Origin of the sequence: Phocaeicola coprocola, assembly GCF_041333015.1 — a bacterium.
In the GTDB taxonomy this organism is placed as follows: Bacteria; Bacteroidota; Bacteroidia; order Bacteroidales; family Bacteroidaceae; genus Phocaeicola; species Phocaeicola coprocola.
The window spans coordinates 394,573-409,446 of the sequence record NZ_JBGKGM010000004.1; the positions used below are offsets into that span (position 1 = coordinate 394,573).

Here is a 14,874-nt window from a genome sequence, read left to right on the forward strand (position 1 = left end):
TAGAATCGAATTAAAAAAGAAGAAGTTCTGATTTATGAATAATTTTACATTTTACAGCCCTACCGAATTTGTATTCGGGAAGGCAACAGAAGCACAAACAGGAACGCTGGTTAAAAAATATCACGGCACAAAAGCCATGATTGTTTATGGAGGCGGTTCGGTAGTACGAAGCGGATTACTGGATAAGGTGAAGCAATCGCTTACAGCTGCTGGAATAGATTATGTAGAACTGGCAGGTATCCAACCTAACCCCACTGACCCGAAGGTGTACGAAGGTATCGAACTAGGTCGTAAGGAGCATGTAGATTTCATGTTGCCCGTAGGAGGAGGTTCTGTAATAGATACGGCCAAAGCCATTGCAATAGGTATTCCTTATAAAGGAGATTTCTGGGATTTCTTTATCGGAAAATCCATACCACAGACAGGATTGCCCATCGGAGTTGTACTTACTATTCCGGCAGCCGGAAGTGAAGGTTCGGGCAACGCTGTAATCACCAAGCTCGACGGATTAAGAAAATTAGGTATACGCACTCCGGAAATTCTCCGGCCAGTCTTTGCCGTAATGAATCCGGAGCTGACTTATACATTGTCGGCGTGGCAAACAGCCAGCGGCATTACGGATATGATGGCACACATCATGGAACGTTATTTCAGCAACACTCAAGGTGTGGAAATAGCCGACCGTATGTGTGAAGGAGTAATGAAAGCAATCGTAAACGAAGCTCCCCGCGTAATGAGCGAACCGGATAACTATGATGCACGTGCCAATATCATGTGGGCGGGTACAGTAGCTCATAACGGTACATGTGGAGTAGGCTGTGAAGAAGACTGGGCTTCCCATGGTCTGGAACACGAAATCAGTGCAATTTATGACGTAACTCACGGAGCAGGACTTGCCGTTATATTCCCTGCATGGCTGACCTACGCAGCCAAACATAATGTAGGTAAGGTTGCCCAATATGCAGTACGCGTATGGGACGTACCGGAGTCAGACGACCTGCAAGCCGTAGCTATGGAAGGAATAGCAAGATTTAAGGCTTTCCTGCACAGCATAGGTATGCCTGTTACCCTCAGAGAATTAGGAATAGAAAACCCGGACATTGACTTACTGGTCAGAAAATTCCACGAAGATAAAGGAAAAGTGGCAGGCAATTATGTCCATCTTGACAGCCAGGCAAGCCGTGAGATATACGAATTAGCCAGATAAATCAACCTCACATAACCGATTACTTACATACCACGCAGACGGATTAACATTGCGTACATACAAAGACCAATGTTAGTCCGCCTGTTTTGTCCTCAAACATTCCAGAAAATAATAATAAACCAACCACATCAACGATACATTCATTATGGAATTCAATAACAATCAAATCCGCAGACAAGACAGACTGCTCAGCGAAGCTCGTGCTTACGAAATCCTGAAAGAAGGAGAATACGGCGTACTCTCCATGCGTACAGAAGACGGTGAAGGAGCCTATGGCATTCCACTAAGTTATGTATGGGACAGAGGAAACTCTATTTATATCCATTGCGCCCCAGTAGGCAGAAAACTGAATTGCATAGACGCATGCACAAATGTTTCCTTCTGCGTAGTAGGACGCACAAAAGTCATTCCCGGAGAATTTACCACTGCATACGAAAGCATCGTACTTCGCTGTACGGCACATCACAGTCTGCACGAAGCAGAACGTATGTCTGCCCTGTCACTGTTTTTAAGCAAATACTGCCCCAACGACAAAATAAAAGGGCTGGAATATGCACAAAAATCCTTTCACCGTACAGAAATCATCCGGTTGGACATAGAAGAAATCAGTGCAAAAAGCAAGAACCGTTTCTAATCTTTCTACCAAAGTATGAAGTCAACTACAAGTTATACCTATAAAGATATCTGGCTCATTGCCTATCCCATTCTCATCAGCCTGATTATGGAGCAAATGATCGGTATCACCGATACTGCATTTCTTGGGCATGTAGGTGAGATAGAACTAGGAGCATCTGCCATAGCCGGTGTATATTATCTGGCAATCTTCATGATCGGATTCGGCTTTACAGTCGGTTCGCAAATACTGATAGCCCGAAGAAACGGTGAAGGGAACTACCGTGCTATAGGGAACATCTTCTATCAGGGTATCTATTTCCTGATGCTGATGAGTCTGGTTATTTTTATCCTTTCACAAGTTTTTTCCGAACAAATACTGGGAATGTTAGTCAGTTCGGACCGTATAGTAGGTGCAGCAACTGACTATATACGCTGGCGTGTGTATGGTTTCTTCTTCTCCTTTATAGGAGCCATGTTCAGAGCCTTTTTTGTAGGAACTACGCAGACACGTACCCTCACCCTGAATTCCATCGTGATGGTAGCTGCCAATGTAATATTCAACTATACACTTATTTTCGGTAAATTCGGATTTCCTGCCATGGGAATTGCCGGAGCAGCTATAGGCTCGTCGCTGGCCGAACTGGTATCCGTATTATTCTTTATAAGTTATACATACCGGAAAATAGACTATCGCAAGTATGGATTAAACCGCATTCCCGGCATCCGTACAAAAGCATTGTCACAAATCATGCATATTTCACTATGGACAATGATACAAAACTTTATATCACTGTCTACATGGTTCCTGTTCTTCATATTTATCGAACATCTGGGAGAACGTCCGCTCGCCATTTCCAATATCATACGAAGTGTATCGAGCATACCGTTTATGACGGTCATGGCTTTCGCATCAACTTGCAGTTCACTGGTAAGCAACCAGATTGGTGCCGGACACAGCAAAGAAGTTCCGGCATTAATCAACCAACATATACGCCTATGTTCTTTCTTTGTCATTCCACTGATAGGACTTATCGCGTTGTTCCCCTCGACAGTCTTGCGTATATATACCAATATACCCGACTTGATAACAGCAAGTATTCCTACTTTATGGGTATTATGTTCTACCTATATCGTCAGTATTCCAGGCTTTATTTATTTTCAGTCGGTATCAGGAACGGGTAACACACGTGCTGCTTTCATTCTTGAGATCATTGCCCTGGCACTGTATACCATATACATCCTCATCGTAATTACAGGTTTGAAAGCCGACGTTGCCATATGTTGGACTGCCGAGCACTTATATGCTATCTGTATCGGTATAGCCAGTTATCTGTATATCAGGAAGGCAAACTGGCAACATAAGCGTATTTGAGGAATTTCCCTATCATAAGTAGGAATATTCCCCTTTACGATTAGGAGAAATTAATTGTGGGTATCAGACTCCCGGCCTATCTTTGTCATATCAAAAAACAAAGGAGGTAGTTATGAAGACAATAAAACGTAAATTCTATTATATAGCAGCAGTGCTGTCTTTAATCTTTACATTGAGTTCATGCGAATATGTAGGTCTGGGAATAGAAATCGGAAACGGCACGAACAGTTATCACGAAAGTACCGATTATTTATGCAGCCGTATCTGGACTGATGAATGGACAGATGAATATGGTGTTTACTACTATCAGGAAATTTGTTTTTACCCGAACAATACGGGAGTAGACTATTTATATTCACAAGACCGCTACGGGAACCGGCAAGAATCAAGCCTTAATTTCGGATGGGACTGGTGGGACAGCAACTACACAAGCATCCGTCTCAATTACGGCAACAGATATTCGTACATGGAAAATATTGCAATGGGAGGAAACCAGCTGAACTGCCTGCTGGATGGCTATCCCGCTTATTTCATTGGAAAATAAGAAACTTTTCATTCTCTCTCTCACATCCCCTTTTACGTATTTTCATGCTGTGAGAAGCACGAAATACGGAAAAGGGGAATTTTTATGAAAAAATTCAGCATGTTTTTAGTAAAGCATCAGCATCTTTTCTAAAATTTTGTACAAAAAAACACTGGTTCTTCAGCATCTTTTCAGACGGTTATCATTTTACATTATTTGCTTTTTCAACTATATACCCTATTTCTTCCGATATAGCATATAATACATCTATAGCAAAGGCATTTTCTTTTATCTTTTTGGACTGATATAAAAATCTGTCGCTATACTTATTATAAATACGCTTCTCTACTTCTCCCTTCTTTTTCCGGGCTGTAATAGGCTCATTTACGCAGACTGATGGAAACGAGGCTGTTTCAGCTTCACTAAATTGCAAGAAGGATAGCTCGCAAGTCAAATCAAGACTTTGAGTTCTATTCCAGAATTCAGAGTGTGAGCAGTTTCTTTCACAAATCCACTCTATACCATGTTCGTATCTATTCCCTTGAATTTGTATAAGCAATACATAGTCATTATTTATTTTCAATTTAGCCTCCAACAGACCTTGTCCATGAGTAAATCCCCAATTAGTATATACCGTATTCAGTATATTTCCTCCTGTTTTAGCAATAGCCTCAATTCCATATCCCGATACAGTTTCAAGATGAAATTTATCCATTATATATTTATTCAGACTAGCACAAAGTTGGGAATACCATATTTTATCCATCAAATCTCCTATACGCAATTCTTCAATTTCCTTTTTTTCATCCTTTGGCAATAAAAAATAACTTTCCTTTTTCAAAAGCCAAGTCTGTGACAGCTGATGCAGATTATTGATGAACGAACAATAATCTTCTACCAATGCTAATGCATAAGAATCACCCTCAAGTAGGTTTTTATGTTTACTTATAGCCTCACATAAATCTTTATAACTGCGTATTTTCCACAACCCATCGTTAAGAATATTTTCTTTATCAGGAAATTCTGTAGCCAATGATAATAAAATCAAATCGTCTGTCTGTGGGTTGTTTTCCCTCACATACCTGTCCAGCTGACTTTTCTGAGGAATACTTTTTACTTTATTCTCTAAAATAAATGTTATCTGTCCATCACAACATGCACAAAGATCAAGGTTACAATATTCTCTTTTAATATTTTCCGGAGAAGCATTCCAATTAACCTTACATCCTAGTTCTTTGCATACAGCAACAAATAGAGCACAATGTGTTGTTCCTAACCAATATAAAAAATTACTGTGGAATAACTCCTTTGAACACAAGGACAAATTAAATAGTGGTGAAGTCCTAAGGGCTTCTTTGAAACCCTTCGCCATAATCTTTTCTATTAATGGTATAACACTACTCCGCATAACCTCAAGATTCAGCCTATGTTCCCCTTCAAACCATGAAGCCTTTTCATAATGCGACATAAACTCGTCATATCCATGCACCAATGTGTCTTTTGTGCCAAACAGAGCATAAGTATTTTCTTTATCGAACTCCGTAATGTCCGAAAACTGTCCCTTCTCTACCTTTTGGTAAGCATCACACAAGTCAGAAGTTATCTCATAATGAGTTTCACCGTTCCGACGAGGATTCAGAAACTCATGTACCCCAATCTGTGTACGCATAAATTCGGATACATGAAAAGCCGGGTTCACTAAGATCTTTTTATATCCTCTAAGTTGCTGGGCAAACATACCTCCCATGGAGGTTCCAATAATAAGTTGAGGCTGTTCTAGCTCACATAAATGCCACAGCATGTCCAAAGCTTCCTGAGGAGCAACAGGCAAATCGGGTGACAGCACACTATAATCGGGCAAAAGAGCCTGCAAGTTTCTTGTCGTAGAAGAAGAACCGGAAGATGAAAGTCCGTGTATGTATAGAATTTTATTTCTCATATTTCGCTGATTTTTTTAATATAACTTTATCTAACCTACATTATTCATAGTGGATTCATTTCAGGTTATCAAAACAGATATGGGGACAATCTGAAGCCTCCAACTAATGTCTATCATCGAATGACCGCTTGATGTAGAGTTATAATCCTGTCCGAAGCCTTGATTTCGGCATGCTCAGGTCTGATTATCACGTCCATTTTTATGGAGCGGATATGACTTATAAGTCCGATTACAGAATCGGACTCAGGTTGATTTCAGATTATTCCACTTGTCAGGCAGAGAGTCTCGTCAAGGCTTGCGACAAAGCTTCAAGGTGTCGATGGTGTGGGGAAAAGCTGAACCTTATAAAAGTCTTTTTTTCGACTATGAAGACGGCACTCAGCATAATCCGCTTCATGAAGCTGTCCATCGTGAAGGCGCCGACCTCTGTATTGGAGAAAGCCTTCGACCTGAGACGGTATGCGGTCACATATGCCGCGCCATATAGAAACAGCCGGAACATATTGGCTCTGAAAGAACTGCACGACATCCTGTCGGCTCGAAAATACTTCAGGTCTTTTATCCATAGCTCCATTGTGCCGCGCTTACAGTAACGTCGATATACTGTCTCGGGCTTGTTGTTACGGTTGCTTGTGACTATGAAGCGGACGTTTACACCCTTGTCGGAGACTTCGATTTTTGCAATCACCCTCTGTCTGTATTTCCATGATTTGGCTTTGTACTCAAAGCTGTAGTAACGGCGTACATCCTCATGGTGAAGTTCGAAATCCCCCTTGGCACGGCGCAATTGCTTGTCGATTTTCTTCATAAGCGCAGGATTGCCCGACAGCCCTGTGATAAATCTCACATAAAGATGTGTCTTGACCCAGTCCATAAACTCATGGCTGCAGAAATGACTGTCCCCGCGGAGTTCTATTATTGTGTGAGGCCATTCCTTATGGATGTATTCAATGACTCTGCGCAGTATACCGAAGATGTTCAGCGACTTGTTGCGTCGTCCCGGTCTCAGTAGAGGAAGTATCAGCTTGCCGTTCATACCGTCGAAAATAACCATCGGCATGTAGCAGTATTCGTCATAGTAATCATTGAACAGCGACAGCTGCTGCGCCCCGTATGTGTTGGCATTTGTATCGTCAACGTCAAGAATAATCTTACGCGGAGCTTTGTCGAAGGATGAGATGTAGTCCTTGACAAACAGTTCTGCTATTTTCCATAAGGTCCTTTTGTCAATATGATTCTCAAGCCGTGTCATCGTCGGTTGTGAGCACAGGCCGGGATCCGATGCCTTGCGGCCCACGCTCATCTTAAGGGCACTGTCGTGGCGCAGGCGGTCGCAGTCGTTGGCATCCTCGTAGCCGCACATTATCTGTCCGACACGCTGGCAGACCATCTCTTCGTAGGAATGCTGTACGAAAAGTTGATTTCGATAATCCGGAATTAGGCGCGCTATCTTTCGCGCTATGCTGTCTTTCATTAGACCGACAAGCACCAGTCCTCCATTGGACGAGATGTCCGGGGCATTGAAATCGACCTGAATTTTCCTGTCAGGAAGCACGTCTTGAAAAGAAAAAAGATTTTTCTCTTGACTGACTCCGTTATTTGTTGTATCTTTGCACATGAGAACGCCGGTATTAAGTTTATTTTTAACACCTTAAAGTTAATGCTTTTCTTGCAAATATACAAGAAGGGCGTTCTCTTTTTTGTGGAGACTATGAATTATTCAGGTTAATAATTTAGCTTCTGTGGAAACACATCGGCTACGTCACTGCTAAATTGAACTTTTTGTCCAATTTATCCGCCACTTCGCCAATGCGTTTCCCGTTAGTGGCAACAAAAACAAACGATAATTAGACAATAAATGAAAAATATTTTATTTGTAGTTTTTATTTCAATGATATTTTTATTTGTTTGCTGTAACACAACAACGAATAAAAACATAATTGAAACAGAAATTTCTGATTTTGACAAAATTTTAGATAGTTTTCAAGTAAATGGTTCAATTCTAATTTATGATAACGACAAGAATACTTTTTACTCAAATGACTTTGATTGGGCTAAAAACGGAAAATTACCTGCATCAACATTCAAAATTCCAAATTCTATAATTGCTGTTGAATTAGGCATTATTGAAAATGATACAACTATTTTAAAATGGAATGGCGAGCAGAGAAAAATGGATATTTGGGAAAAAGATTTATCATTTAAAGATGCTTTTAGAATTTCCTGTGTTCCTTGCTATCAGGAAATTGCAAGGAAAATCGGAACAATTAAAATGAAAGAATATTTAGAAAAATTTGAGTATAAAAATATGATTTTTGACAGTTTAACGATTGACAATTTTTGGCTTGAAGGAAATTCAAAAATATCTCAAAAACAACAAATCGACTTTTTAAGGAAATTCTATTTTTCAAAATTTCCAATTTCTGATAGGACAATAAAGATTGTCAAAAATATTATGGAAATTGAGCGAACTGAAAATTACATTTTAAGCGGTAAGACTGGATTAAGTTCGATAGAAGAAAAATATAATGGTTGGTTTGTTGGTTATGTTGAAACAAAATCTAATGTTTATTTTTTTGCAACAAATGTAATTCCGACAGACGGATTGAATGTTGATGATTTTATTTCATCGAGAATTAATGTAACAAAAAATGCGTTAAAGCAAATGAATATAATGAAATGATAAATGCCACTAACATATGGTAGCCGATAATTGCCGGCTTTCGTGCCAACTTGATACTTTGGTGCTTTTAACGAACCGAAGTGCTAAATTGATACGAAAGTGCTGTAAATCCGGCAACTACGGCTACCATTTTTCGTTATGCGGCAGCTTAAAAGACGACACCAAACCAGAAAAATCATCTTGACAACCACCCGACTTTGAACTACGAAGGATGAAATTTTTCAGGGACAACTTCCAGCATTTCCAAAAAACAGTTTACCCATTGACTTGGAGACAAACAAACAATTTGAGCATTAAGGTTTAAACCGAATTTTTCCGAAATTGACCTGACCTGACTTTTCCTGAAAATCGACTTTAAAGCTGTTTTTACAGATAAATCAGGTTTCTCTAACAGACAGGAAATAAATGCTAAGTATTTGGCTTTAAACTTAAAATCAAAAAATAACTGTTTTCTTTTAATGTTTAACAGGGCTGATTTGACAGTTGGCGGTGGAAAGAAACTTTCAGGACCTACCTCATAGACAAGTTTCAAATCAAAAAAAGTATGATAGAAAACGGTATATGGATTGTAAAGCTTCCTCGAAAATAACTTTTGTGTAGGTTCTAACTGAAGGACAATGGAACCTCCCAGAAAATTTCCAAGACTCTCAAACATCAGGATTTTGAAAATATCGGAAGTAATGCCATAAGGAATATTTGACACCACTTTGAAAGGAAATTTCGGAACTGCAAAATTCCTAAAATCACAACCGACAACTTGAACATTTCGGGCATCAGAAAATAATTTTCGTAAATGTTCAACCAAAGCTGTGTCGTTTTCAATAGCAACAACATTGTTGGCGATTTTTAATAAATGAACAGTAAGAAACCCCTTGCCTGCCCCAATATCTAAAACCGTATCCTGATTACTTATATTTGCTTGTCTTATTGCATCTTTTATTAGCACTTTATCAATAGTAAAGTGCTGACCCGTAAAACGAACGGGCAATTTCTTTTTTGTCATTAGTAACTTCTTACAGGTGAATACTTGAATTCAAATCGTGGAGAAATACATAAAATGTGAATTATTTGAATACAAAGATACTAAAAATTCCTTCACATAACATCGCATTGGCAAAATGGCAGGTTAAGTGCTAACCTGAATAATTCATAGTCTCCACAAAAAAGAGAACGCCCTTCTTGTATATTTGCAAGAAAAGCATTAACTTTAAGGTGTTAAAAATAAACTTAATACCGGCGTTCTCATGTGCAAAGATACAACAAATAACGGAGTCAGTCAAGAGAAAAATCTTTTTTCTTTTCAAGACGTGCTTCCTGACAGGAAAATTCAGGTCGATTTCAATGCCCCGGACATCTCGTCCAATGGAGGACTGGTGCTTGTCGGTCTAATGAAAGACAGCATAGCGCGAAAGATAGCGCGCCTAATTCCGGATTATCGAAATCAACTTTTCGTACAGCATTCCTACGAAGAGATGGTCTGCCAGCGTGTCGGACAGATAATGTGCGGCTACGAGGATGCCAACGACTGCGACCGCCTGCGCCACGACAGTGCCCTTAAGATGAGCGTGGGCCGCAAGGCATCGGATCCCGGCCTGTGCTCACAACCGACGATGACACGGCTTGAGAATCATATTGACAAAAGGACCTTATGGAAAATAGCAGAACTGTTTGTCAAGGACTACATCTCATCCTTCGACAAAGCTCCGCGTAAGATTATTCTTGACGTTGACGATACAAATGCCAACACATACGGGGCGCAGCAGCTGTCGCTGTTCAATGATTACTATGACGAATACTGCTACATGCCGATGGTTATTTTCGACGGTATGAACGGCAAGCTGATACTTCCTCTACTGAGACCGGGACGACGCAACAAGTCGCTGAACATCTTCGGTATACTGCGCAGAGTCATTGAATACATCCATAAGGAATGGCCTCACACAATAATAGAACTCCGCGGGGACAGTCATTTCTGCAGCCATGAGTTTATGGACTGGGTCAAGACACATCTTTATGTGAGATTTATCACAGGGCTGTCGGGCAATCCTGCGCTTATGAAGAAAATCGACAAGCAATTGCGCCGTGCCAAGGGGGATTTCGAACTTCACCATGAGGATGTACGCCGTTACTACAGCTTTGAGTACAAAGCCAAATCATGGAAATACAGACAGAGGGTGATTGCAAAAATCGAAGTCTCCGACAAGGGTGTAAACGTCCGCTTCATAGTCACAAGCAACCGTAACAACAAGCCCGAGACAGTATATCGACGTTACTGTAAGCGCGGCACAATGGAGCTATGGATAAAAGACCTGAAGTATTTTCGAGCCGACAGGATGTCGTGCAGTTCTTTCAGAGCCAATATGTTCCGGCTGTTTCTATATGGCGCGGCATATGTGACCGCATACCGTCTCAGGTCGAAGGCTTTCTCCAATACAGAGGTCGGCGCCTTCACGATGGACAGCTTCATGAAGCGGATTATGCTGAGTGCCGTCTTCATAGTCGAAAAAAAGACTTTTATAAGGTTCAGCTTTTCCCCACACCATCGACACCTTGAAGCTTTGTCGCAAGCCTTGACGAGACTCTCTGCCTGACAAGTGGAATAATCTGAAATCAACCTGAGTCCGATTCTGTAATCGGACTTATAAGTCATATCCGCTCCATAAAAATGGACGTGATAATCAGACCTGAGCATGCCGAAATCAAGGCTTCGGACAGGATTATAACTCTACATCAAGCGGTCATTCGATGATAGACATTAGTTGGAGGCTTCAGATTGTCCCCATATCTGTTTTGATAACCTGAAATGAATCCACTATGAATAATGTAGGCTAAAAAACGTATTACCAATACCATGTGGTATTTTTTATTGTAATTATACCACCAAACTACTAAAAATTTCATAAGCAGCATATTTTAACAAACATTTAACACAAGCTACCCATCAAGGTATCCCATGAACCAATAACGATATAACATATTACGTATATCACATTTTATTAGTAACTTTGTGTATTGAAAAAACAAAAGTTCAATAATCATGAAGAAAACAGACCTTATGACAATGACAGCAGCCATGATGTTTGCAGCATCGGGTTATGTCAACGCCGATACACCGGCAAATACCGATAAGCCTGTTATAGGCAAACAAGAAATCAGAATCAAGAATAAAAAACTTACTCCCGAGGCTTTGTGGGCAATGGGACGCATAGGAAGTTCAAGCGTATCCCCCGATGGAAAGCAGATCGCATACACCGTATCTTATTACAGTGTAAAAGAGAACAAGAGCCACACTGTAATTTATGTGATGAATGCCGACGGCACAAACAATTTGCTTCTTACTCATACTGCCGACAGCGAGGTTGAACCGACATGGATAAAAGGCGGAAGCAAGATTGCTTTTCTTACAGCTGCAAGCGGAAGTATGCAAATATGGGAAATGAATCCCGACGGAAGTGAACGGAAACAACTTTCATCGTACGAAGGTGGTATAGAAGGATTTAAATTTTCTCCGGATGAAAGTAAAGTATTGTTCATCTCGCAAGTTAAATACGGACAACGTACTTCTGACATATATCCTGACTTGGATAAAGCCAGCGGAAAGGTCATCAATGACCTGATGTACAAGCATTGGGATGAATGGGTGGAAAATATTCCGCATCCGTTTGTCGCTTCATTCGACGGTAATCAGGTTGGTACTGCTACAGATATTCTGAAAGGTGAACCTTATGAATCGCCCATGAAACCTTTCGGTGGTATCGAGCAGCTGGCGTGGAGCAACGATTCCAAGCAAATTGCTTACACTTGTCGCAAGAAAACAGGATTGGAATATTCTGTATCGACCGATTCGGATATTTACCTTTATAATACGGAAGCAGGTGAAACTCGTAATCTCTGCAAGGAAGATGCTACGGACAAGAATCTGGGCTACGATACCAATCCGAAATTCTCTCCCGACGGAAAAAGTATTGCATGGCAAAGTATGGAACGCGACGGCTATGAGAGCGACCGCAACCGGTTGTGTGTCATGGACCTGAAAAGTGGAGAAAAGACTTATGTAACCGAAGCTTTCCAGTCGGGTGTAGACGATTATTGCTGGGCTCCCGATGGAAAAACATTGTATTTCGTAGGCGTATGGCACGCTACCAGTATGGTTCACAGCACCAACCTGAAAGGAGAAGTAAAGCAGCTTACTGACGGTATGTACGACTATACTTCGGTTGCCATGCTTAACAACAAACAACTGCTCACCAAACGTCATTCTTTAAGCGAGGCAGACGAACTGTTCACTGTCGATTTGAAAAAGAAAAATGCAGTAACCCGCATCACAAAAGAAAACGATCAGATATTCAGTCAGCTGCAAATGGGTAAAGTAGAAGCACGCTGGACCAAGACTGTCGATGGAAAAGATATGCTTTCATGGGTAGTTTATCCGGCTAATTTCAACCCGAACAAGAAGTATCCGACTCTTCTTTTCTGCCAGGGAGGTCCACAAAGTCCGGTCAGCCAGTTCTGGAGCTATCGCTGGAATCTGCAACTCATGGCAGCAAACGACTATATCATCATTGCTCCCAACCGTCGCGGTCTGCCGGGATTCGGTATGGAATGGCTGGAAGATATCAGTACAAACTACGGAGGTCACTGCATGGACGACTACCTGAGTGCCATCGACGACATAGCTAAAGAGCCTTATGTAGATAAAGACCGTCTGGGATGTGTAGGAGCCAGCTTTGGCGGTTACTCTGTTTATTGGTTGGCAGGTCACCACAACAAACGCTTTAAAGCCTTTATTGCTCACGATGGTTTCTTCAACATGGAACAGCAGTATCTGGAAACAGAAGAGCTCTGGTTCACCAACTGGGATTTGGGTGGAGCATATTGGGAGAAAAATAATCCGGCAGTACAACGCAGTTACGCCAATTCTCCTCATCTGTTTGTAGATAAATGGGACACTCCTATACTGTGCATACATGGAGAAAAAGATTTCCGAATCCTGGCTTCACAAGGAATGGCTGCCTTCAATGCTGCCAAACTTAGAGGTGTTCCGGCACAGTTGCTCATCTTCCCTGACGAGAATCACTGGGTACTGAAACCGCAGAACGGTATCCTGTGGCAACGCACATTCTTTGCATGGCTGGATAAATGGCTAAAGCCTGAGAATAAATAACCACAGCTAAATCGTAAGTAATAGTTCGTTAAAAATTCGCCAAGCCTAAGCGGCTCTGGCAGTAAATAAAATGAGTTCTTTGAAAAGTTTGTCAATAACTTGCGGGTCTGGGCTAATCCCAAACACGCAAATAAATCGTTCAAGCATATAAGCATTGTGTATGAAAGACTTGCAGGAGGATATGGAATAGGTTATTCCGAGCCTCTTACATGCCGCTTTGGCCAAGTTGACAGCAGCAAGCGATGCATTGAAGTGAAAATCCAACTTCCTGAAGTCGGTTGACTGGCAGCTGGTGATTCCTGCATGCTGCTTGCCATCTCTAAAGAATTCCAGCTGGAATCTGGTTCTGTAATAATCCAGGACCTCGCGTCCATCCATGGAATCGTCTGTAGAGAAATAAAGTTGCCACTTGTCTGTTCTTCCGTCCATCGGATACCAGACGGCTAAGGAAACATACCTTTTGAAAGCTTTAGCATAAACCCTCAATCCGTATAGCTTTCCTTTGTTCACCTCGTATTCCTTGCACCGGGTCAAATCCAGATTGGCAAAGTCAATCCTGCCGTCAAACCACTTGGGATGACCCCGTTTTCCTGTTTTCTTTTCCAATGTCGGACAGTACAGGATTACGTCATTCCGAAAGCGGCTGATGACATGGAAATCGTTCTCACACATAGGCGTTATGAATGTTTCCTTGGAAAAGAATGCGTCTGCAACCACCGTTCCGGAAATACTCTGTATCTTGTCTTTTCTACTGATAAGATAGCTGCTGTACCAGTCAACGAGGTTCTTGTCCATATTATCCAAGGTTTTACAATCCGGCGTCTGGATGGAACCTAAAGTCATGCATTCATGGTTGTCGATGTCAATGACACCGATGCCCATGATTTCCAATCCTCGCTTGTATTCTCCTGCACAACCAGACCAGAAGCAACCTATCCAAGGTGTCTTCTTGCCTGATTTGGGAATATAGGAAGGGTCGATGGCAATGGCTTTTCTTTTGCCTGTGAGATGCTTGCTGATGATAGAGCCGTTGAATGCAAACCAGTCGAAAGTTTCATGCTCAAAAAGGTTACGATAAGTCTGTTCTGAGAAACAACCATATCTGCCCAATTGGAGGAAGTTTATACGATCCGGGATGGCCATGAATAATTTCATGGTGTCCATGAATGCTTTTTCAAAAGGTTTGTGTATATTCGCTACTGATTTGAGAGCCGACAGGCACTCGGATTGGTATTGCATAAGGAGTGTTTCTTTAGTCATAATCAGAAGAGTTCAGAGACTTCTAATTTACTAAAAACCAGCGAATTATGTAATACTTTTTTACCTTTATTATCAGCAGGTTAGCTCTCTTTTTTTCAGCACATTTCTTCA

11 protein-coding genes are annotated in these 14,874 nt (G+C 41.2%); 7 read left to right on the forward strand and 4 right to left on the reverse strand.

The window, feature by feature from the left end:
- Positions 1-34: 34 nt before the first annotated feature.
- The 4 genes from ACDG22_RS12370 to ACDG22_RS12385 all read left to right on the forward strand — a co-directional run bounded on the left by ACDG22_RS12370 (position 35) and on the right by ACDG22_RS12385 (position 3,738).
- Positions 35-1,207: an iron-containing alcohol dehydrogenase gene (locus ACDG22_RS12370; RefSeq protein ID WP_022124931.1), complete on the forward strand. Its 1,173-nt coding sequence runs from the start codon at positions 35-37 to the stop codon at positions 1,205-1,207.
- Positions 1,208-1,352: 145 nt separating this feature from the next.
- A complete protein-coding gene (locus ACDG22_RS12375; RefSeq protein WP_007571796.1) occupies positions 1,353-1,841 on the forward strand; it encodes a pyridoxamine 5'-phosphate oxidase family protein in 489 nt (162 codons plus the stop codon).
- 15 nt (positions 1,842-1,856) lie between these two features.
- Positions 1,857-3,194, forward strand: coding sequence for an MATE family efflux transporter (locus ACDG22_RS12380; RefSeq protein WP_118484550.1), 1,338 nt, complete (start codon positions 1,857-1,859; stop codon positions 3,192-3,194).
- A 112-nt stretch (positions 3,195-3,306) separates the two neighbouring features.
- Entirely contained in the window at positions 3,307-3,738 is a 432-nt protein-coding gene (locus ACDG22_RS12385; protein ID WP_022124929.1) for a hypothetical protein, read from the forward strand.
- A gap of 181 nt (positions 3,739-3,919) precedes the next feature.
- Here ACDG22_RS12385 and ACDG22_RS12390 read toward each other — a convergent pair whose 3' ends face one another.
- Both ACDG22_RS12390 and ACDG22_RS12395 read right to left on the reverse strand, forming a co-directional pair.
- Entirely contained in the window at positions 3,920-5,656 is a 1,737-nt protein-coding gene (locus tag ACDG22_RS12390; protein ID WP_022124928.1) for a YqiA/YcfP family alpha/beta fold hydrolase, read from the reverse strand.
- Between the two features lie 271 nt (positions 5,657-5,927).
- Positions 5,928-7,274, reverse strand: coding sequence for an IS1380-like element IS616 family transposase (locus ACDG22_RS12395; RefSeq protein WP_004295325.1), 1,347 nt, complete (start codon positions 7,272-7,274; stop codon positions 5,928-5,930).
- Positions 7,275-7,514: 240 nt separating this feature from the next.
- Here ACDG22_RS12395 and ACDG22_RS12400 point away from each other — a divergent pair, with 240 nt between their 5' ends.
- Complete coding sequence (locus ACDG22_RS12400; RefSeq protein ID WP_004295324.1) at positions 7,515-8,339, forward strand: class D beta-lactamase OXA-347; 825 nt, start codon at positions 7,515-7,517, stop codon at positions 8,337-8,339.
- Between the two features lie 202 nt (positions 8,340-8,541).
- Here the strand turns inward: ACDG22_RS12400 and erm(F) are convergent, their stop codons facing one another.
- On the reverse strand, positions 8,542-9,342 hold the full coding sequence (gene erm(F) / locus ACDG22_RS12405; protein ID WP_004295323.1) for a 23S rRNA (adenine(2058)-N(6))-methyltransferase Erm(F): 801 nt from the start codon (positions 9,340-9,342) through the stop codon (positions 8,542-8,544).
- Between the two features lie 241 nt (positions 9,343-9,583).
- On the opposite strand from erm(F), the gene ACDG22_RS12410 reads away from it, so the two are divergent.
- Together ACDG22_RS12410 and ACDG22_RS12415 are read left to right on the forward strand one after the other, a co-directional pair.
- The gene (locus tag ACDG22_RS12410; RefSeq protein WP_004295325.1) at positions 9,584-10,930 is read left to right on the forward strand and encodes an IS1380-like element IS616 family transposase; all 1,347 of its coding nucleotides are present in this window, start codon (positions 9,584-9,586) and stop codon (positions 10,928-10,930) included.
- Positions 10,931-11,376: 446 nt separating this feature from the next.
- Complete coding sequence (locus tag ACDG22_RS12415; RefSeq protein WP_022124926.1) at positions 11,377-13,503, forward strand: S9 family peptidase; 2,127 nt, start codon at positions 11,377-11,379, stop codon at positions 13,501-13,503.
- A 45-nt stretch (positions 13,504-13,548) separates the two neighbouring features.
- Here ACDG22_RS12415 and ACDG22_RS12420 read toward each other — a convergent pair whose 3' ends face one another.
- Positions 13,549-14,763 (reverse strand): transposase, encoded by a 1,215-nt coding sequence (locus ACDG22_RS12420; protein ID WP_370858903.1) that lies wholly within the window; start codon positions 14,761-14,763, stop codon positions 13,549-13,551.
- Positions 14,764-14,874 lie beyond the last annotated feature (111 nt).